This is a genomic window from Streptomyces sp. SLBN-8D4, from assembly GCF_049739545.1.
GTDB lineage: Bacteria > Actinomycetota > Actinomycetes > Streptomycetales > Streptomycetaceae > Streptomyces > Streptomyces canus_C.
Genome location: NZ_JBMGQC010000001.1, coordinates 1614503 through 1638439, shown reverse-complemented (window position 1 = coordinate 1638439; position 23937 = coordinate 1614503). Strand labels below are relative to the sequence as shown.

The 23937-nt window shown below is 70.7% G+C and carries 22 protein-coding genes; 9 read left to right on the top strand and 13 right to left on the bottom strand.

Going from position 1 to position 23937, the window contains the following annotated elements:
• Positions 1-3: 3 nt before the first annotated feature.
• On the bottom strand, positions 4-1230 hold the full coding sequence (locus RKD20_RS07550) for a serine hydrolase domain-containing protein (protein ID WP_424877022.1): 1227 nt from the start codon (positions 1228-1230) through the stop codon (positions 4-6).
• A 159-nt stretch (positions 1231-1389) separates the two neighbouring features.
• Here RKD20_RS07550 and RKD20_RS07545 point away from each other — a divergent pair, with 159 nt between their 5' ends.
• Positions 1390-1839: a PPOX class F420-dependent oxidoreductase gene (locus RKD20_RS07545; protein WP_424877021.1), complete on the top strand. Its 450-nt coding sequence runs from the start codon at positions 1390-1392 to the stop codon at positions 1837-1839.
• A 241-nt stretch (positions 1840-2080) separates the two neighbouring features.
• Positions 2081-2491 (top strand): VOC family protein, encoded by a 411-nt coding sequence (locus RKD20_RS07540; RefSeq protein ID WP_424877020.1) that lies wholly within the window; start codon positions 2081-2083, stop codon positions 2489-2491.
• Between the two features lie 82 nt (positions 2492-2573).
• On the opposite strand, the gene RKD20_RS07535 is transcribed toward RKD20_RS07540, so the two are convergent.
• Positions 2574-3914 carry an MFS transporter gene (locus RKD20_RS07535; protein ID WP_424877019.1) on the bottom strand — a complete coding sequence of 447 codons (1341 nt, stop codon included), beginning with the start codon at positions 3912-3914 and terminating at the stop codon, positions 2574-2576.
• Between the two features lie 127 nt (positions 3915-4041).
• Entirely contained in the window at positions 4042-4707 is a 666-nt protein-coding gene (locus tag RKD20_RS07530; RefSeq protein ID WP_020123873.1) for a TetR/AcrR family transcriptional regulator, read from the bottom strand.
• Positions 4708-4835: 128 nt separating this feature from the next.
• Here RKD20_RS07530 and RKD20_RS07525 point away from each other — a divergent pair, with 128 nt between their 5' ends.
• The gene (locus RKD20_RS07525; RefSeq protein WP_424877018.1) at positions 4836-5711 is read left to right on the top strand and encodes a shikimate dehydrogenase; all 876 of its coding nucleotides are present in this window, start codon (positions 4836-4838) and stop codon (positions 5709-5711) included.
• A 7-nt stretch (positions 5712-5718) separates the two neighbouring features.
• Here RKD20_RS07525 and RKD20_RS07520 read toward each other — a convergent pair whose 3' ends face one another.
• From RKD20_RS07520 to tkt, 8 genes are all read right to left on the bottom strand, one after another.
• A complete protein-coding gene (locus tag RKD20_RS07520; protein ID WP_424877017.1) occupies positions 5719-7182 on the bottom strand; it encodes a membrane-associated oxidoreductase in 1464 nt (487 codons plus the stop codon).
• A gap of 98 nt (positions 7183-7280) precedes the next feature.
• On the bottom strand, positions 7281-7868 hold the full coding sequence (locus RKD20_RS07515; RefSeq protein ID WP_424877016.1) for a histidine phosphatase family protein: 588 nt from the start codon (positions 7866-7868) through the stop codon (positions 7281-7283).
• 7 nt (positions 7869-7875) lie between these two features.
• Positions 7876-8754, bottom strand: coding sequence for a phosphogluconate dehydrogenase (NAD(+)-dependent, decarboxylating) (gene gnd / locus RKD20_RS07510; protein WP_424877015.1), 879 nt, complete (start codon positions 8752-8754; stop codon positions 7876-7878).
• A gap of 1 nt (position 8755) precedes the next feature.
• Positions 8756-10408, bottom strand: a complete 1653-nt coding sequence (gene pgi, locus RKD20_RS07505; RefSeq protein WP_424877014.1) for a glucose-6-phosphate isomerase — start codon at positions 10406-10408, stop codon at positions 8756-8758.
• Entirely contained in the window at positions 10401-11336 is a 936-nt protein-coding gene (gene opcA / locus RKD20_RS07500) for a glucose-6-phosphate dehydrogenase assembly protein OpcA (protein WP_424877013.1), read from the bottom strand. The genes pgi and opcA overlap by 8 nt, the downstream gene beginning before the upstream one ends.
• Positions 11333-12868 carry a glucose-6-phosphate dehydrogenase gene (gene zwf, locus RKD20_RS07495; RefSeq protein ID WP_424877012.1) on the bottom strand — a complete coding sequence of 512 codons (1536 nt, stop codon included), beginning with the start codon at positions 12866-12868 and terminating at the stop codon, positions 11333-11335. Before zwf ends, opcA begins: the two co-directional genes overlap by 4 nt.
• Positions 12865-14010, bottom strand: a complete 1146-nt coding sequence (gene tal / locus RKD20_RS07490; RefSeq protein ID WP_424877011.1) for a transaldolase — start codon at positions 14008-14010, stop codon at positions 12865-12867. Before tal ends, zwf begins: the two co-directional genes overlap by 4 nt.
• Positions 14011-14029: 19 nt before the next feature.
• Positions 14030-16105, bottom strand: coding sequence for a transketolase (gene tkt, locus RKD20_RS07485; RefSeq protein ID WP_424877010.1), 2076 nt, complete (start codon positions 16103-16105; stop codon positions 14030-14032).
• A gap of 146 nt (positions 16106-16251) precedes the next feature.
• On the opposite strand from tkt, the gene RKD20_RS07480 reads away from it, so the two are divergent.
• From RKD20_RS07480 to RKD20_RS07460, 5 genes are all read left to right on the top strand, one after another.
• Positions 16252-17166, top strand: coding sequence for a helix-turn-helix domain-containing protein (locus tag RKD20_RS07480; RefSeq protein WP_424877009.1), 915 nt, complete (start codon positions 16252-16254; stop codon positions 17164-17166).
• 25 nt (positions 17167-17191) lie between these two features.
• Positions 17192-17479 carry a VOC family protein gene (locus RKD20_RS07475; protein ID WP_424877008.1) on the top strand — a complete coding sequence of 96 codons (288 nt, stop codon included), beginning with the start codon at positions 17192-17194 and terminating at the stop codon, positions 17477-17479.
• A gap of 153 nt (positions 17480-17632) precedes the next feature.
• Entirely contained in the window at positions 17633-18523 is an 891-nt protein-coding gene (locus RKD20_RS07470) for an alkaline phosphatase family protein (protein WP_424877007.1), read from the top strand.
• A gap of 5 nt (positions 18524-18528) precedes the next feature.
• The gene (locus RKD20_RS07465) at positions 18529-19845 is read left to right on the top strand and encodes an MFS transporter (RefSeq protein WP_424877006.1); all 1317 of its coding nucleotides are present in this window, start codon (positions 18529-18531) and stop codon (positions 19843-19845) included.
• The gene (locus tag RKD20_RS07460; RefSeq protein ID WP_424877005.1) at positions 19842-20864 is read left to right on the top strand and encodes a TolB family protein; all 1023 of its coding nucleotides are present in this window, start codon (positions 19842-19844) and stop codon (positions 20862-20864) included. The genes RKD20_RS07465 and RKD20_RS07460 overlap by 4 nt, the downstream gene beginning before the upstream one ends.
• Before the next feature lie 61 nt (positions 20865-20925).
• Here RKD20_RS07460 and RKD20_RS07455 read toward each other — a convergent pair whose 3' ends face one another.
• Positions 20926-22311: a glycoside hydrolase family 16 protein gene (locus RKD20_RS07455; RefSeq protein ID WP_424877004.1), complete on the bottom strand. Its 1386-nt coding sequence runs from the start codon at positions 22309-22311 to the stop codon at positions 20926-20928.
• Positions 22312-22466: 155 nt separating this feature from the next.
• Between RKD20_RS07455 and RKD20_RS07450 the strand changes: the two genes are divergently transcribed.
• Positions 22467-22634, top strand: a complete 168-nt coding sequence (locus RKD20_RS07450; protein WP_424883166.1) for a hypothetical protein — start codon at positions 22467-22469, stop codon at positions 22632-22634.
• On the opposite strand, the gene RKD20_RS07445 is transcribed toward RKD20_RS07450, so the two are convergent.
• The gene (locus tag RKD20_RS07445) at positions 22626-23873 is read right to left on the bottom strand and encodes a L,D-transpeptidase (RefSeq protein ID WP_424877003.1); all 1248 of its coding nucleotides are present in this window, start codon (positions 23871-23873) and stop codon (positions 22626-22628) included. The genes RKD20_RS07450 and RKD20_RS07445 overlap by 9 nt on opposite strands.
• Between the last annotated feature and the right edge of the window lie 64 nt (positions 23874-23937).

The window sequence follows — 23937 nt, the reverse complement described above, 5'->3', positions numbered from 1 at the left end:
CGCCTACGCCATGACCGCCTCGTGGACCAGGCGCTTGAGGTCGGGGAAGAGCTTCAGCGACTTCGGGCGCACCTGGGTGAAGAACTGCACGGTCAGATCGCGCCCCGGGTCGACCCAGAAGGTCGTGGACGCGGCCCCGCTCCAGCCGTAGGAACCGAGCGTCGACGGGGCCAGGGTGCGGTCGGGGTCGATCACCACCGAGACGCCGAGGCCGAAGCCGACGCCGTCGTTGCCGGGCTCGTCGTGGGCCGGTTTGGTGCCGAAGGCGCGCAGGTCGGCGCCGCCGGGCAGGTGGTTGGAGGTCATCAGGTCCACCGTCTCGGGGGACAGCAGGCGGGTGCCGTCCAGTTCGCCGCGGCGGCGCAGCATTTCCGCGAAGCGGTGGACGTCGTACGCCGACGCCGCCAGGCCGCCGCTGCCGGACAGCAGACGGGGGCGGCCCCGCAGCGGCAGTCCGGGGACCGGCTCGATGGTGCCGTCGTCCTTCTCGCCGTACAACTCCGCGAGCCTGTCCGCCTGTTCGTCCGTCACCCAGAACCCCGCGTCGGTCATCCCGAGCGGGCCGAGGACGCGCTCGGCGAAGAACGTGTCGAGGGTCTGGCCGGACGCGATCTCGATGACCCGGCCGAGGACGTTGGAGGCGACCGAGTAGTTCCACTGCGTGCCCGGCTCGAACTGGAGCGGCAGGCTCGCGTACACGTCGACGGTCTTGGCGAGGTCGGAGCCCGGCAGCACGGACGACTCCAGTCCGGCCTCGCGGTAGAGGGCGTCGACCGGGTGGGAGTGGTAGAAGGCGAAGGTCAGGCCCGCGGTGTGGGTCATCAGATGCCGGACCAGGATCGGACCGTCCGCCGGGCGGGTCGTGAGGCTGTCGCCGGAACCGTCCACATGGACCCGGGGCTCCGCGAACGCCGGCAGATACTCGGCGACCGGGTCGTCCAGCGACAGCCGGCCCTCCTCCACGAGGATCAGGGCGGCCACGGCGGTGACCGGCTTGGTCATCGAGTAGATCCGCCACAGAGTGTCGGCCTCGACCGGAAGCCGGGCCGCGAGGTCACGGTGGCCGTGCGCGGTGAGGTGGGCGACGCGGCCGCCGCGGGCGACGGACACCAGGAAGCCGGGCAGCCGGCCCTCGTCGACGTAGTGGGCGAAGTGCTGGTCGAGGCGGTCGAGCGCCTTCGCGTCCAGCCCCACCTCACCGGGATCGACCTCTTGCCGAAGCTGTGCCATTGCTTTCCTCCGTCGCGCATCCGTCGAGGTGGGGACCGACATACCCGGTCCCGACCACCTCAGACATCATCGTCGCTCAGAAAACCACGACGAGCCGCGGGTCGGCCGGGATTCGGCAGTGGGGGAATGCGGGGTGCGGCCGGGCCGGTTGATCGTGTCATGACCGATGACGCGACGCAGGACGCACTGTTCCGGCTGCTCTCCGAGAGCCACGGCGGGGTGCTGGTCACCCTCAAGCGCGACGGCCGCCCCCAGCTGTCGAACGTCAGCCACGCCTACTACCCCGACGAGCGGATCATCCGGGTCTCCCTCACCGACGACCGCGCCAAGACCCGCAATCTGCGCCGGGACCCCCGTGCCTCGTACCACGTGACGACGCCGGACCGGTGGGCCTACACGGTCGCCGAGGGCACGGCCGATCTCACCCCCGTGGCACAGGACCCCCACGACGACACGGTCGAGGAACTCGTCCGCCTGTACCGGGACGTCCAGGGCGAACATCCCGACTGGGACGACTACCGGGCGGCGATGGTCCGGGACCGGCGGCTGGTGCTGCGGCTGCGGGTGGAGCGGGCGTACGGGATTCCCGCCGGGGCGATCGGCGGCTGACCGGCTTGGGCGGCGCGCCCAGGGGGGTGCCGGGTTTGGTCGTCGGGCGGGTGCGGGTGCGATGCGGCTGGTCGCGCAGTTCCCCGCGCCCCCCAGGGGGTTGCAGTCGCCTGTGCTGCCAAGGGCCCCCTTTACCACCTCCGGCCCGCGGTCCTACGACCAGCGGCGCAGGGCCGACGGCCGATGTGGCGGGGAGCGGCGGCTGCCTACGCTGACCGGCACACCGAGGGAAGAGGTCAGCATGCCCGTCAACGGCCGCAGCCACGTTCGTGTCGCCCGTCCTTCCCGGGACCTGGCCGCCGCCGAACGGTTCTGGGTCGAGGGGCTCGGGCTGGGTGTCGTATGGCGGGCCGAGGGCGGCCCCGAGCCCGGTGAGCACGACCTTCTGATGCTGGGGTGGCCGGACGCCGGCTGGCACCTGGAGCTGGTCCACGAGCAGGGCCGTCCCGTCGAGCCCCGTCCCACCGAGGAGGACCTGTTGGTGATCTACGTCGACGGGCCGGTGCCGGAGGACCTGGTCGCCCGCCTGGAGGCCCACGGCGGCAGACAGGTGCGGTCGCCGAACCCCTACTGGAACGAGTGGGGCGTCACGGTGGAGGATCCGGACGGGTACCGGCTGGTGCTGTGCACGCGGGGCTGGTCGAACGGCTGACCGCAGCGGGCGGGCAGGCCCGAGCCCCCGGTGCCTGCGGGCGTCCGGGGGCTCGACGTGGGGGGAGCGGAAGGGGGCTGGGTCAGGCCGTCACCTTTTCCGGGCGGGACGCCTGTCGGTGTGCACGTGAGCCGAGGTCCTCCGTGGGGACCTTGTGAGTCTCGCGGGCCGTCAGGGCGGCGATCACCGGGGGGACGCACAGGGCCGCGGTGAACAGGGCCACCGAGGACCAGTCGGTGCCGTCGGGGCCCGCGATCTGGGCGGCGAAGGTGACCGCGAAACCCGCCACGGCGAAGCCGATCTGGGTGCCGATCGCCATGCCGGACAGCCGGACCCGGGTGGAGAACATCTCGCCGTAGAAGGACGGCCAGACGCCGTTCGCGGCGCTGTAGACGACACCGAAGGTGACGATGCCGAACAGCAGCGTCAGCGGGTAGTTGCCCGTGGAGATGGCCCAGAGGTAGAGGAACATCATCACCGCGCTGCCCGCCGCGCCGATCAGGAAGACCGGGCGCCGGCCGACGCGGTCCGACAGCGTGGCCCACGCCGGGATCGCGGCGAGCGCGACGAGGTTGGCCAGGGCGCCCACCCACAGCATCGAGGAACGGCTCATCCCGACCGCGTCGCTCGTCGCGTACGCCAGCGCCCACACCGTGAAGATCGTGGAGACCGAGGCGATCAGCGCGCCCCCGATCACCCGCAGCACGTCCGCCCAGTGCTCCCGCAGCAGCACCACCAGCGGCAGCTTCGGGACGCCCTCGGAGGCGGCCTGCTGCGCGAACGCCGGTGTCTCGTCCAGCTTGCGGCGGATCACGATGCCGACCACGGCGACCACCACGCTCAGCCAGAACGGCACGCGCCAGCCCCAGGACAGCAGCTGGTCCTCGGGCAGCGCGGCGACCGGCAGGAAGACCAGGGTGGCGAGCAGCTGCCCGCCCTGGGTGCCGCTTAGGGTGAAGCTCGTGAAGAAGCCCCGGCGGTGCGCCGGCGCGTGTTCCAGGCTCATGGAGTTGGCGCTGGCCTGCTCGCCGGCCGCCGAGATGCCCTGCAGGACCCGGCACAGCACCAGCAGGACCGGAGCGAGGGTGCCGACCTGGTGGCGGGTGGGCAGACAGCCGATGAGGAACGTCGACAGGCCCATCAGGATCAGCGTGAAGACCATGATCTTCTTACGCCCTGCCCGGTCGCCGAAATGCCCCAGGAAGAGCGCGCCGACCGGCCGGGCCGCGTAGGCGACACCGAACGTGGCCAGCGACAGCAGGGTCGCGGTGGCCGGGTCGGACTCGTCGAAGAACACCTTCGGGAAGATCAGGGCTGCGGCGCTGCCGTAGATGAAGAAGTCGTAGTACTCCAGGGCGCTGCCGATCCAGGCGGCGGTGGCCGCCTTCTTCGGTTGCCCGACGGCTTCGGCGGGGACGGACACGGCGGTGCTCCATTCGGGGGGACTCCGGGGAGCTACCCAGTTAATTAACCCACTGGGTAGTTAGTAGCGGTTGCCGAGGATGGTGCGCCCACGCCTCCCGGGTGTCAAGGGGTCCGGACGGGCCGGGTCAGTCCGCCGCGCGGTCCGCCGTCAGGTAGGCGATCACCATGTCCCCCAACATGGTCCGGTAGTGCTCCCGTTGCTCGGCGGCCACCAGATCACGCCCGAACAGCGCGCCGAAGGTGTGCCGGTTGGCGACCCGGAAGAAGCAGAACGAGCTGATCATGGCGTGCAGGTCCACCGCGTCCACGTCGGCCGTGAACAGGCCGGACTCCTGCCCCGAGGCCAGGATGCGGCCGATCACGTCGAGCGCGGGGGAGCCGATCCTGCCGAGCTTCTCGGAGGCGGCGATGTGCTCGGCCCCGTGGATGTTCTCGATGCTGACCAGGCGGATGAAGTCCGGGTGCTGCTCGTGGTGGTCGAAGGTCAGCTCGGCCAGGCGCCGGATCGCCGCGACCGGGTCCAGGTGCTCGACGTCCAGCTCCTGCTCGGCCTCGCGGATCACGGTGTACGCCCGCTCCAGGACGGCCGTGAACAGCTGTTCCTTGCCGCCGAAGTAGTAGTAGATCATCCGCTTGGTGGTGCGGGTGCGGGCGGCGATCTCGTCGACGCGGGCCCCGTCGTAGCCGGCCCGCGCGAACTCCTGGGTCGCCACGTCGAGGATCTCGGCCTGGGTGCGGGCGGCGTCGCGGATCCGCCCGCCTGGTCGTGCCGGTTCGTCGACGCTGGTCATCGGGTTCCTTCGGGTGGGCGGCCGGTGCCGCAGATTCTAGAAGGCACCGCCCGGCTCTTCCCCGGCGGCTGCCCGGCTGATATAGCTAACGTACTGGTTCGTACATTAACTTCGGCTGGGAGGTCCGCGTGGCCAAGGACTCGTTTCTCGTCGGACTGATCGGCGCCGGCATCGGCCCCTCGCTGAGCCCGGCGCTGCACGAGCGGGAGGCGGACCGGCAGGGCCTGCGCTGTCTGTACCGGCTCATCGACATCGACGTGCTCGGCGTACGCCCCGAGGCGGTCGGCGAGCTGCTGCGGGCCGCCCGGGACCTGGGCTTCGACGGGCTGAACATCACCCACCCGTGCAAGCAGCTGGTCATCGGGCACCTGGACGCGCTCGCCCCGCAGGCGGAGGCGCTCGGCGCGGTCAACACCGTCGTCTTCGAGGGCGGCCGCGCGACCGGCCACAACACCGACGTGACCGGCTTCGCCGCGTCCTTCGCGCGCGGGCTGCCCGACGTGCCCCTGGAGCGGGTCGTGCAGCTGGGTGCGGGCGGCGCGGGGGCCGCCGTCGCGCACGCCATGCTCACCCTGGGCGCCGGACGGGTCACCGTCGTCGACGCGCTCGCCGACCGGGCCGCCGACCTCGCCGCCGCCCTGAACCGGCACTTCGGCGAGGGACGCGCGGCCGCGGCCGCCCCGGACCGGCTGGCCCCGCTGCTGGCCGACGCCGACGGCCTGGTGCACGCCACTCCCACCGGCATGGCCGCCCACCCCGGCCTGCCCCTCCCGGCCGGCCTGCTCCGCCCCGAGCTGTGGGTCGCCGAGGTCGTCTACCGCCCGCTGGAGACGGAACTGCTGCGCACCGCCCGCGCGTTGGGCTGCGCCACCTTGGACGGGGGAGGGATGGCCGTCTTCCAGGCCGCGGACGCGTTCCGGCTGTTCACGGGGCGGGAACCGGACGCGGCCCGGATGCTCGCGGACATCGGGGAACTGGCGGGCGCGGTCGGCACCCCCAAGTAACCGCCGATCACTGACGGCTGACGGTCCGGGTCACACCGGCGAAGACCGTCGTCGCCAGGATCCAGCCCGCGATGACCAGGGCGTACGACAGCGACTGGTACCAGCCCCGCGGGGCGAAGGCGCCCTCCTGGCCGAAGGAGATCACCGGCAGCAGCAGGTCGAGGGTGTAGAAGAGCGCGTTGAAGTGCGGGGCCTCGTCCGCCTTGAGTGGCGGCGGGTGGTGCAGGCCGTAGGCGAGCGTGCCGACGGCGAGCAGGGAGAGCAGCCAGACGCAGGCCCGCAGCGGGTGGAAGCCGTAGCCGACGGTGGCGTCCTGGACATGGCCCCACAGGCGTCCGTACCAGGCGAGCGTGGCGCGGTGGCGGCGCTGCTTGGCGAGCTGGACCAGTCGCGCGGCGCGGTCGTCGCCGATGCGGCGGTAGGCGGCGGTCAACTGCTCGTAGGCGTGCGGGACGTAGCCCTCGCGGTCGCGCTCCAGCATGGGCAGGCGGCGCTCGGCGGGCTCCTGCGGGGTGAGCGAGGTGTAGACGAGCTTGTTGAACTGGACTTCCTCCGGCACCACTTCGGGTTCCAGGAACAGGTCGTCGATCTGGGCGCGGCGAAGGCTGAGGGTGCCCTGAATGGGCGGCCCCTTGCGCAGCCACAGCTCCCCGATGGTGCAACTGTTCGCCCTGAGCGCCGCGTCGCCCGGGTTCGACAGATGCGCGTACGAGAAGTCGAGCCGGCCCGCGATCCGGGCGCCCCGCAGGCCGACCCAGCCGAAGGTGTGCGCCCGGCGCAGATGGACGTCGCCCTCCACGACGAGGGTCTGCGCGTCGAGGACGATGTCGCCGGGGCGGCTGAGCCGGGCGTCGTTGAGGTTGACGGAACCGGCGACGGTGGCGCCGTTGAGACGGATCTCGCCGTGGACGCGGAGCCCCGGAGCCCACAGATCGTCGCCGAAGCTCATGTGGTTGAGCTGGAGCGCGGGTTCCCCGGCCTCGTCCGCGACGATCTCGGCCCGGTCCATGAACAGCGCCCCGGCGATCCGCGCCCCGCCGAGCCGCACGGGGCCGTTCACCAGGCAGTCCGTCAGCCGCAGCACGGCCTCCACACGCAGCGTGGCGGCGGTCAGTCCGGGCAGCACGGAGTTGCTGAGGTTCAACTGACGCATCCGGCAGCCGTACAGCACCGGTACGTCGTCGAAGTGGCAGTGGCTGAGCCGTACGGCGTGGTCGACCGTCCCGTACTGGAGCGCGAGCACACCGGTGATCCGGGCGCCGGCCAGCTTGAGGGCGGGTATCTCCCCGTCCTCCTGCGGCCCGTTGAGCATCAGCGCCCGCAACACGGAGGCACGCACGGTCCGTTCGGCACCCCACTCGGCGCCGCCCGCCACGTCCTCGTCCTGCGCCGCCCGGAAGTCCACGGCCTCCCCCCGGGGGAAGGCACGCCACACCCGCAGTTCGGCCGGGGTCAGGTTGTCGATCTCCATCAGCCGTGACTCTCCAACGCTCACGTCACGCTGTCAACCGGCCCCCGGACGACGACGGCCCGGGAGCATGAGCTCCCGGGCCGTCCACAACTGCCGTGCTAGGCCCTGGTGTTCCACTCCGCGATCACCGGGCGGTCGTGTTCCGTCGAAAGGCGGCTCACCGTCCCGGTCGCCAGCTGGAACAGCCGGCCGTCCGCCGGGGCGAGCCCCAGCCGGCGGGCCGTCAGGACCCGCAGGAAGTGGGCGTGGGCCACGAGGACCACGTCACCGTCGGGGAGGGCGGCGTCGACACGGGCGAGGACCCGGTCGGCGCGGCGGCCGACCTCCTCGGGGGATTCGCCGGGGTGTCCGCCGGGGCCGGGCGGGACACCGTCGGTCCACAGGTTCCAGTCGGGCCGGGTGCGGTGGATGTCGACGGTGGTGACGCCCTCATAGGCGCCGTAGTCCCACTCGTGGAGGTCGGGGTCGGTCAGGGCCCCGGTGATGCCCGCCAGTTCGGCGGTGCGTATCGCGCGGTCCAGCGTGCTGGTCAGCGCGAGCGAGAAGGTCCGGTCCGAGAGGAGCGAAGCGAGTGACTTGGCCTGTTCCTCGCCGTGCTGGGTGAGGGGCAGGTCGGTCCAGCTGGTGTGCTGTCCCGACACGCTCCACTCCGTCTCACCGTGGCGGACCAGAAGGAGATCCCCCACGGCGTGCCTACTTCTTCGCTTCGACGGCGTGCCCGCCGAACTGGTTGCGCAGCGCCGCGATCATCTTCATCTGCGGGGAGTCGTCCTGGCGGGACGCGAACCGGGCGAACAGCGACGCCGTGATCGTGGGCAGCGGCACCGCGTTGTCGATCGCCGCCTCCACGGTCCAGCGACCCTCGCCGGAGTCCTCCGCGTAGCCCTTGAGCCTGTCCAGGTGCTCGTCCTCGTCGAGGGCGTTGACCGCGAGGTCAAGGAGCCAGGAGCGGATGACGGTCCCCTCCTGCCAGGAGCGGAACACCTCCCGCACGCTGTCCACCGACTCGACCTTCTCCAGCAGCTCCCAGCCCTCGGCGTACGCCTGCATCATGGCGTACTCGATGCCGTTGTGGACCATCTTGGAGAAGTGCCCGGCGCCGACCTTGCCCGCGTGGACATAGCCGTACGGCCCCTCGGGCTTGAGTGCCTCGAAGATCGGCTGGAGCCGGTCCACGTGCTCCTTGTCGCCGCCGACCATCAGGGCATAGCCGTTCTGGAGGCCCCACACGCCGCCGGAGACACCGGCGTCGACGAAGCCGATGCCCTTGGCGCCCAGCTCCTCGGCGTGCTTCTCGTCGTCCGTGTAGCGGGAGTTGCCCCCGTCGACCACGGTGTCACCGGGCGACAGGAGACCACCGAGCTCGTCCACGACGGACTGGGTGGCGGCGCCGGCGGGGACCATCACCCACACCGTGCGCGGCGCCTCCAGCTTGTCGACCAGCTCGGACAGGCTCGCCACGTCGGAGACTTCGGGGTTGCGGTCGTAGCCGACGACGGTGTGGCCGGCGCGGCGGATGCGCTCGCGCATGTTGCCGCCCATCTTGCCCAGGCCGATGAGTCCCAACTGCATATCAGTGCACTTCCTTCAGTTCACGGTAGGCGGCCACGAGGGCGGTGGTGGAGGGGTCGAGGCCGGGGACGTCGGCGCCCTCGGTCAGGGCGGGCTCGACGCGCTTGGCGAGGACCTTGCCCAGCTCGACGCCCCACTGGTCGAAGGAGTCGATGTTCCAGATCGCGCCCTGGACGAAGACCTTGTGCTCGTAGAGGGCGATGAGCTGACCGAGAACCGAGGGGGTCAGCGCGCGCGCCAGGATGGTCGTGGTCGGGTGGTTGCCCTGGAAGGTGCGGTGGGCCACCTGCTCCTCGGCCACGCCCTCCGCGCGCACCTCCTCGGCGGTCTTGCCGAAGGCGAGCGCCTGCCCCTGAGCGAACATGTTGGCCATCAACAGGTCGTGCTGCGCCTTGAGTTCGTCGCTCAGCTCGTCGATCGGGCGGGCGAAGCCGATGAGGTCGGCCGGGATGAGCTTGGTGCCCTGGTGGATCAACTGGTAGTAGGCGTGCTGCCCGTTGGTGCCGGGCGTGCCCCACACCACCGGGCCGGTCTGCCACTCCACCGGCCGGCCGTCTCGCTGCACCGACTTGCCGTTGGACTCCATGTCCAGCTGCTGAAGGTAGGCGGTGAACTTCGACAGGTAGTGGGAGTACGGCAGCACCGCGTGCGACTGGGCGTCGTGGAAGTTGATGTACCAGATGCCCAACAGGCCCAGCAGCAGTGGGGCGTTGGCCTCGGCCGGCGCGTTCTGGAAGTGCTCGTCGACGATACGGAAGCCGTCGAGCATCTCCCGGAACCGGTCCGGGCCGATGGCGATCATCAGGGAGAGGCCGATCGCCGAGTCGAAGGAGTAGCGGCCGCCGACCCAGTCCCAGAACTCGAACATGTTGTCCGGGTCGATACCGAAGTCCGTGACCTTCTCGGCGTTCGTCGACAGGGCGACGAAGTGCTTGGCGACGGCCTTGTCGTCGTGGAGTCCGGCGGGTCCGTCGAGCAGCCAGGTGCGGGCCGACGTGGCGTTCGTGATCGTCTCGATCGTGGTGAACGTCTTGGACGCGACGATGAACAGGGTCTCCGCCGGGTCCAGGTCCCGTACCGCCTCGTGCAGGTCGGCGCCGTCCACGTTGGACACGAAGCGGAAGGTCAACTCCCGTGCCGTGTAGGCCCGCAGGGCCTCGTACGCCATCGCGGGGCCGAGGTCGGAGCCGCCGATGCCGATGTTGACGACGTTCTTGATCCGCTTGCCGGTGTGGCCGGTCCACTCGCCGGAGCGCACCCGGTTCGCGAAGTCGCTCATCTTGTCGAGGACGGCGTGCACGCGGGGCACGACGTTCTCGCCGTCGACCTCGACCACCGAGCCCGCGGGGGCCCGCAGCGCGGTGTGCAGCACCGCCCGGTCCTCGGTGAGGTTGATCCGCTCGCCGCGGAACATGGCGTCGCGGAGCCCGAACACGTCGGTGGCAGTGGCCAGTTCCTGGAGCAGGGCCAGGGTCTCGTCGGTGATCAGGTGCTTGGAGTAGTCGATGCGCAGATCGCCGACGCGCACCACGTATCGCTCCGCGCGCCCCGGGTCCTGGTCGAACAGCTCACGCAGATGCGCGTGCTGCTCGGCTCGGTGGTCCTCCAGGGCCGTCCACTCGGGGCGACGCGTCAGAAGAGGGGAGTCAGACATGAGCAGGGGTCTCCTTGCCGGCCTCGCCCCGCAGGGCGACGGCGTACATCTCGTCGGCGTCGAGGCGGCGGAGCTCCTCGGCGATGAGTTCGGAGGTGGTGCGGACCTTCAGCGCGAGGGTGCGGGACGGCTGGCCCGGCAGGGACAGCGTGGCCAGCGGGCCCTCGGGACGGTCGATGACGACCTCGCCGTTCGCGGTGCCCAGGCGGACGGCCGTGACGACCGGACCGGCAGTGACCACGCGGTCGATCTTCACCTTCAGCCGCGCCTCCAGCCAGCGCGCGAGCAGCTCGGCGGCCGGGTTGTCGGCCTCGGCCTCCACGGCCCCGGAGATGATCTGCGCGCGGGCCTGGTCCAGCGCCGCCGCCAGCATCGAGCGCCACGGTGTCAGCCGGGTCCAGGCGAGGTCGGTGTCGCCGGGCGCGTAGGAGCGGACCCGGGTCGCCAGGACGTCGAGGGGGCTCTCGACGGCGTACAGGTCGGTGATCCGGCGCTGGGCCAGCGCGCCCAGCGGGTCCTTCGCGGGGTTCTCCGGCGCGTCCACCGGCCACCACACGACCACCGGGGCGTCGGGCAGCAGCAGCGGCAGCACGACGGAGTCGGCGTGGTCGGAGACCTCGCCGTAGGTCCGCAGGATGACCGTCTCGCCGGTGCCGGCGTCGGCGCCCACCCGGACCTCGGCGTCCAGCTTGGACGCCATCCGGTCGCGGGCGGTGCGGGCGTGCCGCTTGATGACGACCAGGGTGCGCGAGGGGTGCTCGTGCGAGGCCTCCTCGGCCGCCTTGATCGCGTCGTAGGCGTTCTCCTCGTCCGTGACGATCACCATCGTCAGGACCATGCCCACGGCCGGTGTGCCGATGGCGCGGCGACCCTGCACCAGCGCCTTGTTGATCTTGCTTGCCGTGGTGTCGGTCAGGTCGATCTTCATGGCCTGCGCCAGCTCCGTCCGTCTCGTGCGAGCATCTCGTCGGCTTCCTCGGGTCCCCAGGTACCCGACGCGTACTGCGCCGGACGGCCGTGGTTCGCCCAGTGCTCCTCGATCGGGTCGAGGATCTTCCAGGACTCTTCCACTTCCTGGTGGCGCGGGAACAGGTTGGCGTCCCCGAGGAGGACATCCAGGATGAGCCGCTCGTACGCCTCCGGGCTGGACTCGGTGAACGACTCGCCGTAGGCGAAGTCCATCGTCACGTCCCGGATCTCCATCGAGGTGCCCGGCACCTTCGACCCGAAGCGGACCGTCATGCCCTCGTCCGGCTGCACCCGGATGACGATGGCGTTGGAGCCGAGCTCCTCGGTGGCCGTGGAGTCGAAGGGCGAGTGCGGGGCCGTCTGGAAGACGACCGCGATCTCGGTGACCCGGCGGCCCAAGCGCTTGCCGGTGCGCAGGTAGAAGGGCACACCCGCCCAGCGGCGGTTGTCCACGTTCAGCCTGACGGCCGCGTAGGTGTCGGTGGTGGAGGACGAGTCGATGCCGTCCTCCTCCAGATAGCCGCGCACCTTCTCGCCGCCCTGCCAGCCTGCCGCGTACTGCCCGCGCACGGCGTGCTCGCCGATGTCCTCCGGCAGCTTCACGGCCCTGAGGACCTTCAGCTTCTCGGTGAGCAGCGACTCGGCGTCGAAGGCGGCCGGCTCCTCCATGGCGGTGAGCGCCATCAGCTGGAGCAGGTGGTTCTGGATGACGTCTCGGGCGGCGCCGATGCCGTCGTAGTACCCGGCCCGGCCGCCGATGCCGATGTCCTCGGCCATCGTGATCTGCACGTGGTCGACGTACGACCGGTTCCAGATCGGCTCGTACATCTGGTTGGCGAAGCGCAGCGCCAGGATGTTCTGGACGGTCTCCTTGCCCAGGTAGTGGTCGATGCGGAAGACCTGGTCCGGCTCGAACACGTCGTGCACCAGCGCGTTGAGCTCGCGGGCGCTCTTCAGGTCGCGGCCGAACGGCTTCTCGATGACCGCCCGCCGCCAGGACCCCTCGGGCGCGTTCGCCAGCCCGTGCTTCTTGAGCTGCTGGACGACCTTCGGGAAGAACTTCGGCGGTACGGAGAGGTAGAAGGCGTAGTTGCCACCGGTGCCGCGGACCTTGTCCAGCTCGTCGACGGTCTGGCGCAGCTGCTCGAACGCCGTGTCGTCGTCGAAGTCACCCGGGATGAACCGCATCCCCTCGGCGAGCTGCTGCCAGACCTCCTCACGGAACTCGGTCCGCGCGTGCTCGCGCACGGAGTCGTGCACGATCTGCGCGAAGTCCTCGTCCTCCCAGTCCCGGCGGGCGAACCCGACGAGCGAGAAGCCCGGCGGGAGCATGCCGCGGTTGGCGAGGTCGTAGACGGCCGGCATCAGCTTCTTGCGGGACAGGTCGCCGGTGACACCGAAGATGACGAGCCCGGAGGGCCCGGCGATCCGGGGCAGACGCCGGTCGCGCTCGTCGCGCAGGGGGTTCTCCCAGTCGGCGGTGATGGTCATTCCGCGTCCACTCCCTTGCTGTTCAGCGACTTGGTGACGGCGTCAAGCAGGTCCTGCCAGGCCGCCTCGAACTTGGCGACGCCCTCGTCCTCCAGCTGCTGGACGACCTCGTCGTAGGAGATCCCGAGCGCCTCCACAGCGGCCAGGTCGGCGCGGGCCTGCGCGTAGCCGCCGGTCACCGTGTCGCCGGTGATCCGGCCGTGGTCGGCGGTGGCGTTCAGCGTGGCCTCCGGCATGGTGTTGACCGTGCCGGGCGCGACCAGGTCGTCGACGTAGAGCGTGTCCTTGTAGGACGGGTCCTTCACGCCCGTCGAGGCCCACAGCGGGCGCTGCTTGTTGGCGCGGGCGCCGCCGAGGGAGGTCCAGCGCTCGCCGCCGAAGACCTCCTCGTACGCCTGGTAGGCGAGCCGCGCGTTGGCGAGCGCCGCCCGGCCCTTGAGCGCGAGGGCCTGCTCCGTGCCGAGGACGGTGAGCCGCTTGTCGATCTCGGAGTCGACCCGGGAGACGAAGAAGGAGGCGACGGAGTGGATCGTGGAGAGGTCGAGGCCGTTCTTGGCGGCCTTCTCCAGACCGGCGAGGTAGGCGTCCATGACCTCGCGGTAGCGCTCCAGCGAGAAGATCAGCGTGACGTTGACGCTGATCCCGAGGCCGATGACCTCGGTGATCGCCGGGAGGCCCGCCTTGGTCGCCGGGATCTTGATCATGACGTTCGGGCGGTCCACCAGCCAGGCCAGCTGCTTGGCCTCGGCGATCGTCGCCGCCGTGTGGTGGGCGAGACGCGGGTCGACCTCGATGGAGACCCTGCCGTCCCGGCCGCCGGTGGCGTCAAACACCGGGCGCAGCACGTCGGCGGCGGCGCGGACGTCGGCCGTGGTCATCATCCGTACGGCCTCGTCGACCGTGACGCCCCGGGTGGCGAGGTCGGTCAGCTGCTCCTCGTAGCCCGCCCCGGAGCCGATGGCGGCCTGGAAGATGGACGGGTTGGTGGTGACGCCGACGACGTGCCGGGTGGCGACGAGCTCGGCCAGGTTCCCCGACTCGATCCGCTTGCGTGACAGGTCGTCCAGCCAGATGGAGACGCCCTCGTCGGACAGGCGCTTGAGTGCTCCCGCGGTCGCGGTCGCTTCGGTCACAGTGATCATCTTCTTTCTGGCGGTCGGATCAACCACGCGCGGCGGCGAGGGATTCCCTGGCTGCCGCGACGACGTTCTCGGGGGTGAAGCCGTACTCGGCGAACAGGGTCTTGGCGTCGGCGGAGGCGCCGAAGTGTTCGAGGGAGACGATGCGTCCTGCGTCACCTGTGAAGCGGTACCACGTGAGACCGATGCCGGCCTCGATGGCGACGCGGGCTCGCACGGACGGCGGAAGGACGCGCTCCCGGTACTCCCGCGGCTGCTCCTCGAACCACTCCACGGACGGCATCGACACCACCCGGGTGCCCACCCCCTCCGCTTCCAGCTGCTCCCGCGCGGCGACGGCGAGCTGGACCTCGGAGCCGGTGGCGATGAGCACCACGTCGGGAATCTCCGTGGAGGAGTCCCTGAGCACGTACCCGCCCTTGGCCGCGTCAGGGTTCGGGGCGTACGTCGGGACACCCTGGCGGGTGAGTGCGAGGCCGTGCGGGGCCGGGTCGGTGGCGTGCCGCTTCAGGATCTCGGCCCAGGCGATCGCGGTCTCGTTGGCATCGGCCGGACGGACGACGTTCAGGCCCGGGATGGCGCGCAGCGAGGCCAGGTGCTCGACCGGCTGGTGGGTCGGGCCGTCCTCGCCGAGGCCGATGGAGTCGTGCGTCCAGACGTAGGTGACGGGCAGCTGCATCAGCGCGGACAGGCGGACCGCGTTGCGCATGTAGTCGGAGAAGACCAGGAAGGTGCCGCCGTAGATCCGTGTGTTGCCGTGCAGCGCGATGCCGTTCATCGCGGCGGCCATCGAGTGCTCGCGGATTCCGAAGTGGACGGTACGGCCGTACGGGTCGGCCTCCGGCAGCGCGTTGCCCTTCGGCAGGAAGGAGCTCGTCTTGTCGATGGTGGTGTTGTTCGACCCGGCGAGGTCGGCGGAACCGCCCCACAGCTCGGGCAGCACCGGGCCCAGCGCCTGGAGGACCTTGCCGGAGGCGGCACGGGTGGCGACGGAGCCGCCCTCCTCGAAGACCGGGATCGCGGACTCCCAGCCCTCGGGGAGCTGGCCGGAGACGATCCGGTCGAAGAGCTCGGCCCGCTCGGGCTGCTCACCGCGCCACCCGGAGATCTGCTTGTCCCAGGCCGCGTGCGCCTCGGCGCCCCGGTCCAGGGCCAGCCGGGTGTGGCGGATGACCTCGTCCGTGACCTCGAAGCTCTTGTCCGGGTCGAAGCCGAGGACGCGCTTGGTGGCGGCGACCTCGTCGGCGCCGAGCGCGGAGCCGTGGGCGGCCTCGGTGTTCCGCGCGTTCGGGGCGGGCCAGGCGATGATCGTGCGCATCGCGATGATCGAGGGCCGCCCGGTCTCGGCCTGGGCCGCCTTCAGGGCCGCGTACAGGGCGTGTACGTCGATGTCGCCGTCGGCGCCGGGCTCGATGCGCTGGGTGTGCCAGCCGTAGGCCTCGTACCGCTTCAGCACGTCCTCGGAGAACGCGGTGGCGGTGTCGCCCTCGATGGAGATGTGGTTGTCGTCGTAGACGAAGACCAGGTTGCCGAGCTTCTGGTGGCCGGCGAGGGAGGAGGCCTCGGCGGAGATGCCCTCCTCCAGGTCGCCGTCCGAGACGATCGCCCAGACGGTGTGGTCGAAGGGGGACTCGCCCTCGGGGGCCTCGGGGTCGAACAGGCCGCGCTCGTAGCGGGCGGCCATCGCCATGCCGACCGCGTTGGCGACACCCTGGCCGAGCGGCCCGGTGGTGGTCTCGACGCCGGCGGTGTGCCCGTACTCGGGGTGACCGGGCGTCTTGGAGCCGTGGGTCCGGAAGGCCTTGAGGTCGTCGAGCTCCAGCTCGTACCCGGAGAGGTAGAGCTGGGTGTAGAGCGTCAGCGAGGTGTGCCCGGGGGAGAGGACGAAACGGTCACGACCCGTCCACTCGGGATCGGCGGGGTCGTGACGCATCACCTTCTGAAAGATCGTGTACGCCGCCGGCGCCAGGGCCATCGCGGTGCCCGGGTGCCCGTTTCCGGCCTGCTGCACGGCATCGGCCGCCAGAAGGCGGGCGGTGTCGACGGCACGCCGGTCGACTTCGGTCCATTCGAAGGTGTCCGGTGTCTGCGTGCTCATCTTCAAGAAATCCTCGATTGGAGCGGGAAAGCTGGCCTGATGTGTTCAAACTTAAAAGTATGACTTTTACGGGGGAAGGTCGCCGTGTGTCAGCCTGTGGTGAAAGTGGGACACGGAACGCTCCAGGCAGGCGGCACGAGCAGGACATGGCGGACAGAACACCCCAAGCCTCCATCCAAGGTGGAGACGGTGACGGCCAAGTGGACGGGATCAGAACGTTCCCCTTCCCCAGCGAGCTGAGTGTGTGCGGAGTCGGCATGCAGGTCGGCCCGATGGGAGCCGGACGCACCTGGCACGCGGATGCCCCGTTGGAGCGCGTGCACCGCATCGACTTCCATGTCGTGATGCTCTTCGACGGCGGGCCCGTCCGCCACATGATCGATTTCGCCGAGTACGCGGCGACGGCGGGCGACGTGGTGTGGATCCGCCCGGGCCAGGTCCACCGCTTCTCACCGACGAGCGAGTACCGCGGAACCGTGCTGACCATGCAGCCGGGCTTCCTGCCGCGGGCGACGGTGGAGGCGACGGGGCTCTACCGCTACGACCTCCCGCCACTGCTGCGGCCCTCCGATGCCCAGTTGGCGGGCCTGAAGGCCTCCGTGACCCAGCTTCAGCGGGAGTACGAAGACTCCTCGACGCTCCCGCTGAGCCTGCACACCTCGGTCCTGCGGCACTCGCTGACGGCGTTCCTGCTGCGCCTGGCCCACCTCGCGGCGAGTTCGGCGGAGGCCGGGCGGCGGGCCGAGTCGACGTTCACCCTGTTCCGGGACGCGGTGGAGAAGGGCTTCGCCACGAACCACAGTGTCAGTGCGTACGCCGACGCGCTGGGCTACTCCCGCCGGACCCTGGTGCGTGCGGTGCGCGCCGCGACGGGGGAGACCCCCAAGGGGTTCATCGACAAGCGGGTCGTACTGGAGGCGAAGCGGCTGCTGGCCCACACCGACATGCCGATCGGGCGGGTGGGGGCGGCGGTGGGGTTTCCCGACGCCGCGAACTTCTCCAAGTTCTTCCACCAGCACACCGACATGACACCGGCGGCGTTCCGGACGGAACTTCGGTAGGAGCGGATCGAGTTGGCCGGACTGCGTGACATCGTCTTCGACCGCGCCCGCCCCGCCGCCACGGCCCGGTTCTGGGCGGCCGCGCTGGACGGATCCGCCGTCGCCGGGCAAGAGCTGCAAGAACCGGGCACACCTGGACCTGTCCGCCCCTGACATGTGGGCGGAGGCCGAGCGGTTCGTCGGGCTCGGTGCGAGGGTGTGGGACCGATTTGCGGACCATCCGGTACTGGCCGATCCTGAGGGAAACGAGTTCTGCGTCGTCGGCCAGGACGGTTGGCATCCCGCCAAACCGTCCGGCGCGATGCTCACTTGACCAACCCTTTGCCGTGCATGACCTGTGCGTGGGGTGATCTTTGCCTGGCGGAGCCCGGGGTTCGCCCGGCCTTCACGTGGACCCGGCCGAGGGCTCCTAGGGTTGCGGCGCCGCTCCCCCCGAACGTCCGTCACCTCTGTCCGGAGGACAGTCATGGCCGCCGTCAAGGCACCGCAGCGCAACCGACGTTCCCTCTCCGCTCTCGCCGGAGCCCTCGCTCTCACCGCCACCTCGATCGGCGTGTGGGCCGCGACGGCCTCCACCGCCGAGGCAGCCGCTCTGCCCACCCCCGACCACGTCGTGGTCGTGGTGATGGAGAACCACGCCTACTCGCAGGTCATCGGAAGCTCCAGCGCGCCGTACCTCAACAACACCCTCAAGGCGGGTGGCGCCGAGCTCACCCAGTCCTACGGCCTCACCCACCCCAGTGAGCCGAACTACTACATGCTCTTCTCCGGCTCCAACCAGGGCCGCACCGACGACAGTTGCGTCGGCGTCGGTTCCATCAACAAGCCCAACCTCGCCTCCGAGCTGATCGCCGCGGGCCAGACCTGGGCGAGCTACAACGAATCGCTGCCCAGCCAGGGTTCGACGACCTGCAGCAGCGGGAACTACGCGCAGAAGCACAACCCGTGGTTCGGCTTCTCCAACGTGCCGACCAGCACCGCGAAGACCTTCGCGCAGTTCCCGACCGACTACACGACCCTGCCCAAGGTGTCCTTCGTCGTCCCGAACCTGTGCAGCGACATGCACGACTGCTCGGTGTCCACGGGCGACACCTGGATCAAGAACAACCTGGGCGCCTACGCCACCTGGGCCAAGACCCACAACAGCATCCTCGCCGTCACCTTCGACGAGGACAACAAGCTCTCCGGCAACCGCATCCCCACCCTGTTCTACGGGCAGCACGTCGCCCCCGGCAGCTCCAGCTCCACGACCTACAACCACTACAACGTGCTGCGCACGGTGGAGGACCTGGCCGGTCTGAGCGCCCACGCGGGCAACGCCGCCTCGGCCTCCGACATCACCGGCATCTGGAACTGACGCCCGTGTACCTCGCGGACTCCCGGAGCACGGGTTCCCGCGGCACCGAGGCCGCCGCCGTCCCGGACACCCGTCCGGGACGGCGGCCGGCCGCCGTGCCCTCCACCGTGCTGGCGCTGGGCGCGGTCAGCCTGATCACGGACGTCTCCTCGGAGATGGTGACGGCCGTCCTGCCGCTGTACGTGGTCGCGGGCCTTGGCCTCTCGCCCCTCGGCTTCGGTCTCCTCGACGGCATCAACAACGGCGTCGGCGCCCTCGTCCGGCTGGCCGGCGGCCATCTCGCCGACCGGGGAGGCCGGGGCCACAAGGTCGTGGCGGGCCTCGGCTACGGTCTGTCGGCGCTGTGCAAACCGCTGTTGCTCCTCGCCCACACCCTCCCCGTGCTCGGCGCCGTGCTCGCCGTCGACCGGACCGGCAAGGGGCTGCGCACCGCCCCGCGGGACGCGATGATCTCGCTGGCGACCGAACCCGCCCGCAGGGGGCGGGCGTTCGGCGTCCATCGCGCCATGGACACCACCGGCGCGCTCCTCGGCCCGCTCGTCGCCTTCGCCGTCCTGCGGGCCACCGTCGACGGCTACGACGCGGTCTTCGCGGTCAGCGGCTGCGTCGCCGCACTCGGCGTCCTGGTCCTGGTGCTCTTCGTGCCCCGCAGGATCGACGCGCCCGCCGCCGCCGTACGACGGCCCCCGCCGCCCGAGCCGGTCCACCCGCCACAGCTGCGGGAGGCGATCGGGCTGCTGCGGCGGCCGGAACTGCGTCGGCTCACGGTGTGTGCGGCCCTGCTCGGCCTGACCACCGTCAGCGACTCCTTCCTGTATCTGCTGCTCCAGCGCGCGGGGAACCTGCCCGCCCACCTGTTCCCGCTGCTGCCGCTGGGCACCGCCGCCTGCTTCCTGCTGCTCGCCGTGCCCCTCGGCGCACTGGCGGACCGCGTCGGCCGCCGCCGGCTCTTCCTGGCCGGCCACGGTGTCCTGCTGCTCGGGTACGGCCTGGTGCTCTCCCCGTGGCACGGCGTCCCGGCCGTGATCGCCGTCCTCGTGCTGCACGGCACCTTCTACGCGGCCACCGACGGAGTGCTCGCGGCCGCCACCGCCGCCGTCGTCCCGGCCCGGCAACAGGGCGCGGGGCAGGCGCTGGTGGGCACCGGGCAGGCGCTGGCCCGGTTCGCCTGTTCCCTCGCCTTCGGCGCGGCCTGGAGCCTGTGGGGCGGGCGGACTGCGCTCGCCGTCACCGCGGCCGCGCTGGCCGTCAGCGCCCTCGTGGCCGTGTTCGTCCTGCGCGGCACGGACGAGACCCCCACCACCGACGAGGTGCCCGCATGACCCGAACGACCCGTCTGGTGACCCTGCTGATCGCCGTCGTGCTGCTCGGCGCGGTCGGCGCCGGGTCGGTGCTGTACGCCGCCCACCGCTCGGGCCGGAGAGACCAGCAGCAGGCGGACGGACCGACCGTACGGGCCGGCACCGTCTCGCTCCGCCCGACGGCCGAGCGCCGCCTGCTGGTCCGCAACCTCGCCTGGGGCCCGCACCGCGACGAGATCGCCACCGTCCCCGCCGACGATCCGCAGGGCCCGCGCACGGCTTCGGGTGTGAAGTGCCTGCGCTTCCACGCTGCGGCCGGCACCGGCATCTGTCTCCAGGCCGTGCACGGGGCCCTGGAGGACACCTACCGCGCGGTGGTGCTCGACGCGCACCTGCGCGAACGCCACCGCTTCCCGGCGGCCGGCATCCCCACCCGGGCCCGGGTCTCGCCCTCGGGACACCTGGTCGCCTGGACGGTGTTCGTCAGCGGGGACTCGTACGCCGGAACGAACTTCTCCACGCGTACGGCCGTCGTGGACACCCGTACCTGGGCGATCGACGACAACCTGGAGACGTTCCGCATCGTCAAGGACGGGCGTGCGTACCACGCCGCAGACACCAACGTCTGGGGCGTCACCTTCGCCGACGACAACCGCTTCTACGCCACGCTGGCGACCGGCGGCCGGACGTATCTCGTGCGGGGCGACGTCACCGCGCGCATCCTCACCACCCTGCACCGCGACGTCGAATGCCCCTCCCTCTCGCCCGACGGCACCCGCATCGCCTACAAGAAGCGCGTCAAGGGGGCCTCCGCCGACGCCCCTTGGCGGCTGTACGTCCTGAACCTGCGCACCATGAAAGAAACCGCGACCGCCGAGTCGCGCAACATCGACGACCAGGCCCTGTGGGCCGACGACGGCTCCCTCGTCTACGCCCTCCCCGGCGACTACGGCTCCGACCTGTGGACCGTGCCCGCCGACGGCGGCGGCGCGGCACGCCGCCTGATGACCTCCGCGGTCGCCCCCGCCTATCTGGGATGACACGGCGCAGCGCCACCCCGCGAGCCCGCACAAGCGACCTCGCGGGGTCTCGACGAGCCTTTCAGTGACCGAAGTTGAACCAGTTCACGTTCACGAAGTCGGCCGGCTGGCCGCTGGTGAAGGTCAGGTAGACGTTGTGGGTGCCGGTGACGGCGCCGATGTTCGCCGGGACCGTTCTCCAGGACTGCCAGCCACCGGTGTTGGCGAGGGCGAAGCTGCCGATCGGAGTTGCGGTACGACTGTCCAGGCGCACCTCGACCAGACCGCTGACCCCGCCCGCCGCGCCGCTCGCCACCCGCGCCACGAACTGGGTCGCCGCCGTGGAGCCGAAGTTGACGTTCTGGTAGAGCGCCCAGTCGCCGTTGGCGAGGGAGGCGATGTTCTGGCCGCCGCCGGTGTCGGTCGTGGTCTCGGTGCCGACACCGCTCTGGCTGTTGAAGGACTCCGCCTGGATGGTGCCGTACGCGTCGACGCCTCCCGTGGGTGGCGGTGTGGTACCGCTCCCACTCGCCGACAGCACCTGGACGTAGTCCACGACCATGGGCACGCCGGACTGGGTGCCGGAGTCGAGGCCGCCGCCGAACGCGTCCGGGAAGGCGCCGCCCATCGCCACGTTGAGGATGACGAAGAAGCCGTGCTGGGTGGCGTTGGCCCAGGTCGTGGCGCCGACCTGGCTCGCGTTGACCGAGTGGAACTGGGTGCCGTCCACCAGGAAGCGGATCGTCTCGGGGCTCACCGAGCGGTCCCACTCCATCGTGTAGGTGTGGAACGCCGACTGGCAGGTCGAGCCCGGGCAGGCGACGTTGTTGCCGATGCCCGTCGTCTCGTTGCACGGGCCGCCCGGGTTGGTGCCGCAGTGCATCGTGGCCCACACCCGGTTCATGCCCTGGACGTTCTCCATGATGTCCAGCTCGCCGACGCTCGGCCAGTTCTGGTAGTTGCCGCGGTAGGGCGCGCCCAGCATCCAGAAGGCGGGCCAGTAGCCCTCGGCCGCGGTGCCGGTGACGTTGGGCATCTGGATCCGTGCCTCGACGCGCAGCTTGCCGCCGGACGGGGGCTGGAAGTCGGTGCGGTTGGTCTCGATACGGCCCGAGGTCCAGTTGCCGGCCGAGTCGCGGAGGGGGGTGATGCGGAGGTTGCCGTTGCCGTCGAGGGCGACGTTGCTCGTGCTGTTGGTCATCCTCTCGACCTCGCCGGTGCCCCAGTTGGCAGGGCCGCCGGGGTAGGAAGTCCCGGTCGCGTACTGCCAGTTGGAGGTACTGACGCCGGTTCCCGCCGAGCCGTTGAAGTCGTCGAGGAAGACCTGCGACCAGCCCGTGGGAGGCGTGGGGGCGGAGGCGTCGGCGGGAAGGGTGGCGGCCGTCGCGAGGGCGGCGGCCAGTCCGAGGGTGCTCAGCACGGCGACGAGGGCCCGTCGCCGTCTGGGTATGCCGGAGGTTTCGCTCATGGGGGTGCCTCTCGGGTACGGGATGGGGGTGCGGATGCCCTTCGAGCACGCTCTGAGAGCGCTCTCAGAGTGCGCCCAATGTGCTCTCGGCCACTCCGGTCGTCAAGAGGTGAAACAGTGAAAGTCACTGCGGTGCAGGTGAGTTCAGCCCGTGAATCCGGGTCCGGCCGGGTGGCTGGCGTGTCCGGACCCGCGGGGTCGTCGGGGACCTCGCCCTGCGGCGGCAGGCGCTCACCGTCGGGGGCGCCGAGCAGCAGGTGATCATCGTCTACCAGGCGGTGCCGGGCAGCCCCTCCGAGGCCGCCCTCGCCCGGCTACTGTGACGTCCGGACCGCGCTGCCGGCCTTCCAGTCCGCCCATGACAGGTTCCAGCCGTTGAGGCCGTTCGACGGCTCCACGGTCTTCTCGCCGGAGTTCTTCACGATGACTACGTCGCCGAGCATCGAGCCGGCGTAGAACTTGTGACCGGCCACGGAGCTGTCGTTCGCGCCCTTCGCGTCGTGCAGGCCGACGCAGCCGTGGCTGGTGTTCTCGTGGCCGAACACCGACGTGGACGCCCAGTAGTTGCCGTGCACGAAGGTCCCGGAGGTGGTCAGGCGCTGGGCGTGCGGGACGTCGGAGATGTCGTACTCGTCGCCGAGCCCGACCGTCGAGGACTCCATGCGGGTCTGCTTGAACCGCTCGCTGATCACCATGATCCCGGACCAGGTGGTGTGATCGGAGTCGCCGCCACTGACCGGGTAGGTGGCGATCGTCTCGCCGCCCCGCTTGACCACCATCTCCTTGGCGGCCAGGTCGACCGTGCTGATCTGCTCGCGGCCGATGTGGAAGGTGACGTCCTTCGACTGGACACCGTAGACGCCGTCCGTGCCCTGGACGTCCTTGAGCCGCAGACCGAGCGTGATCTTCGTGCCGGCCGCCCAGTAGGTCTCGGGCCGGAAGTCGAGCCGGGTGTCGCTGAACCAGTGGCCCACGATCTCCACCGCGGGCTCCGCGGTCACGGTGACCGCCTTCTGCACGGCGGCCCTGTCGGACACGGCGTGCGAGAAGTTGATCGACACGGGCATGCCGACGCCGGAGGTGGAGCCCGCCTCGGGGGTGAAGTAGCCGACGAACGTCTCGCCGGGGGACTTGGTGGTGAAGGTCGCAGTCTCCTCGGTGCCGCCCTGTGCCGTGACCGCGACCGTGTACCTGGTGCCCGAGTACGGGTTCTTCGACGAGGTCCATTTCGTCCGGGCGTCGTCGAAGGAGCCGTCGAGTGCGGAGCCGTCGTTGCCCGTGACCTTCACCGAGGCGAGGGTGCCGGCGGTGACCGTGACCTCGACGGGGGCCGTGAAGTCGGCCTTCGTGGTGCCGTCCGCCGGGGCCACCGAGACGACCGCCTTCCTGGTCGCCGCCCGCACGGACGCGGTCGCCCCGGACCCCTGCGAGGCGTCCGCCGAACCTCCGCCGCACCCCGTCAGCAGGGTCGCGGCCGGTACGGCGCCGAGCGCGGCGAGGATCCCGCGGCGGGACCACTTCTCCGACTGCTCGGACCGGTTCGATATGTGCGAGTCACCCACTGCAGGCCTTCCTGAGATATCCGCCTTCGGGGGTGCATCGTGCGCCTCGGACCTTGGGTGATCC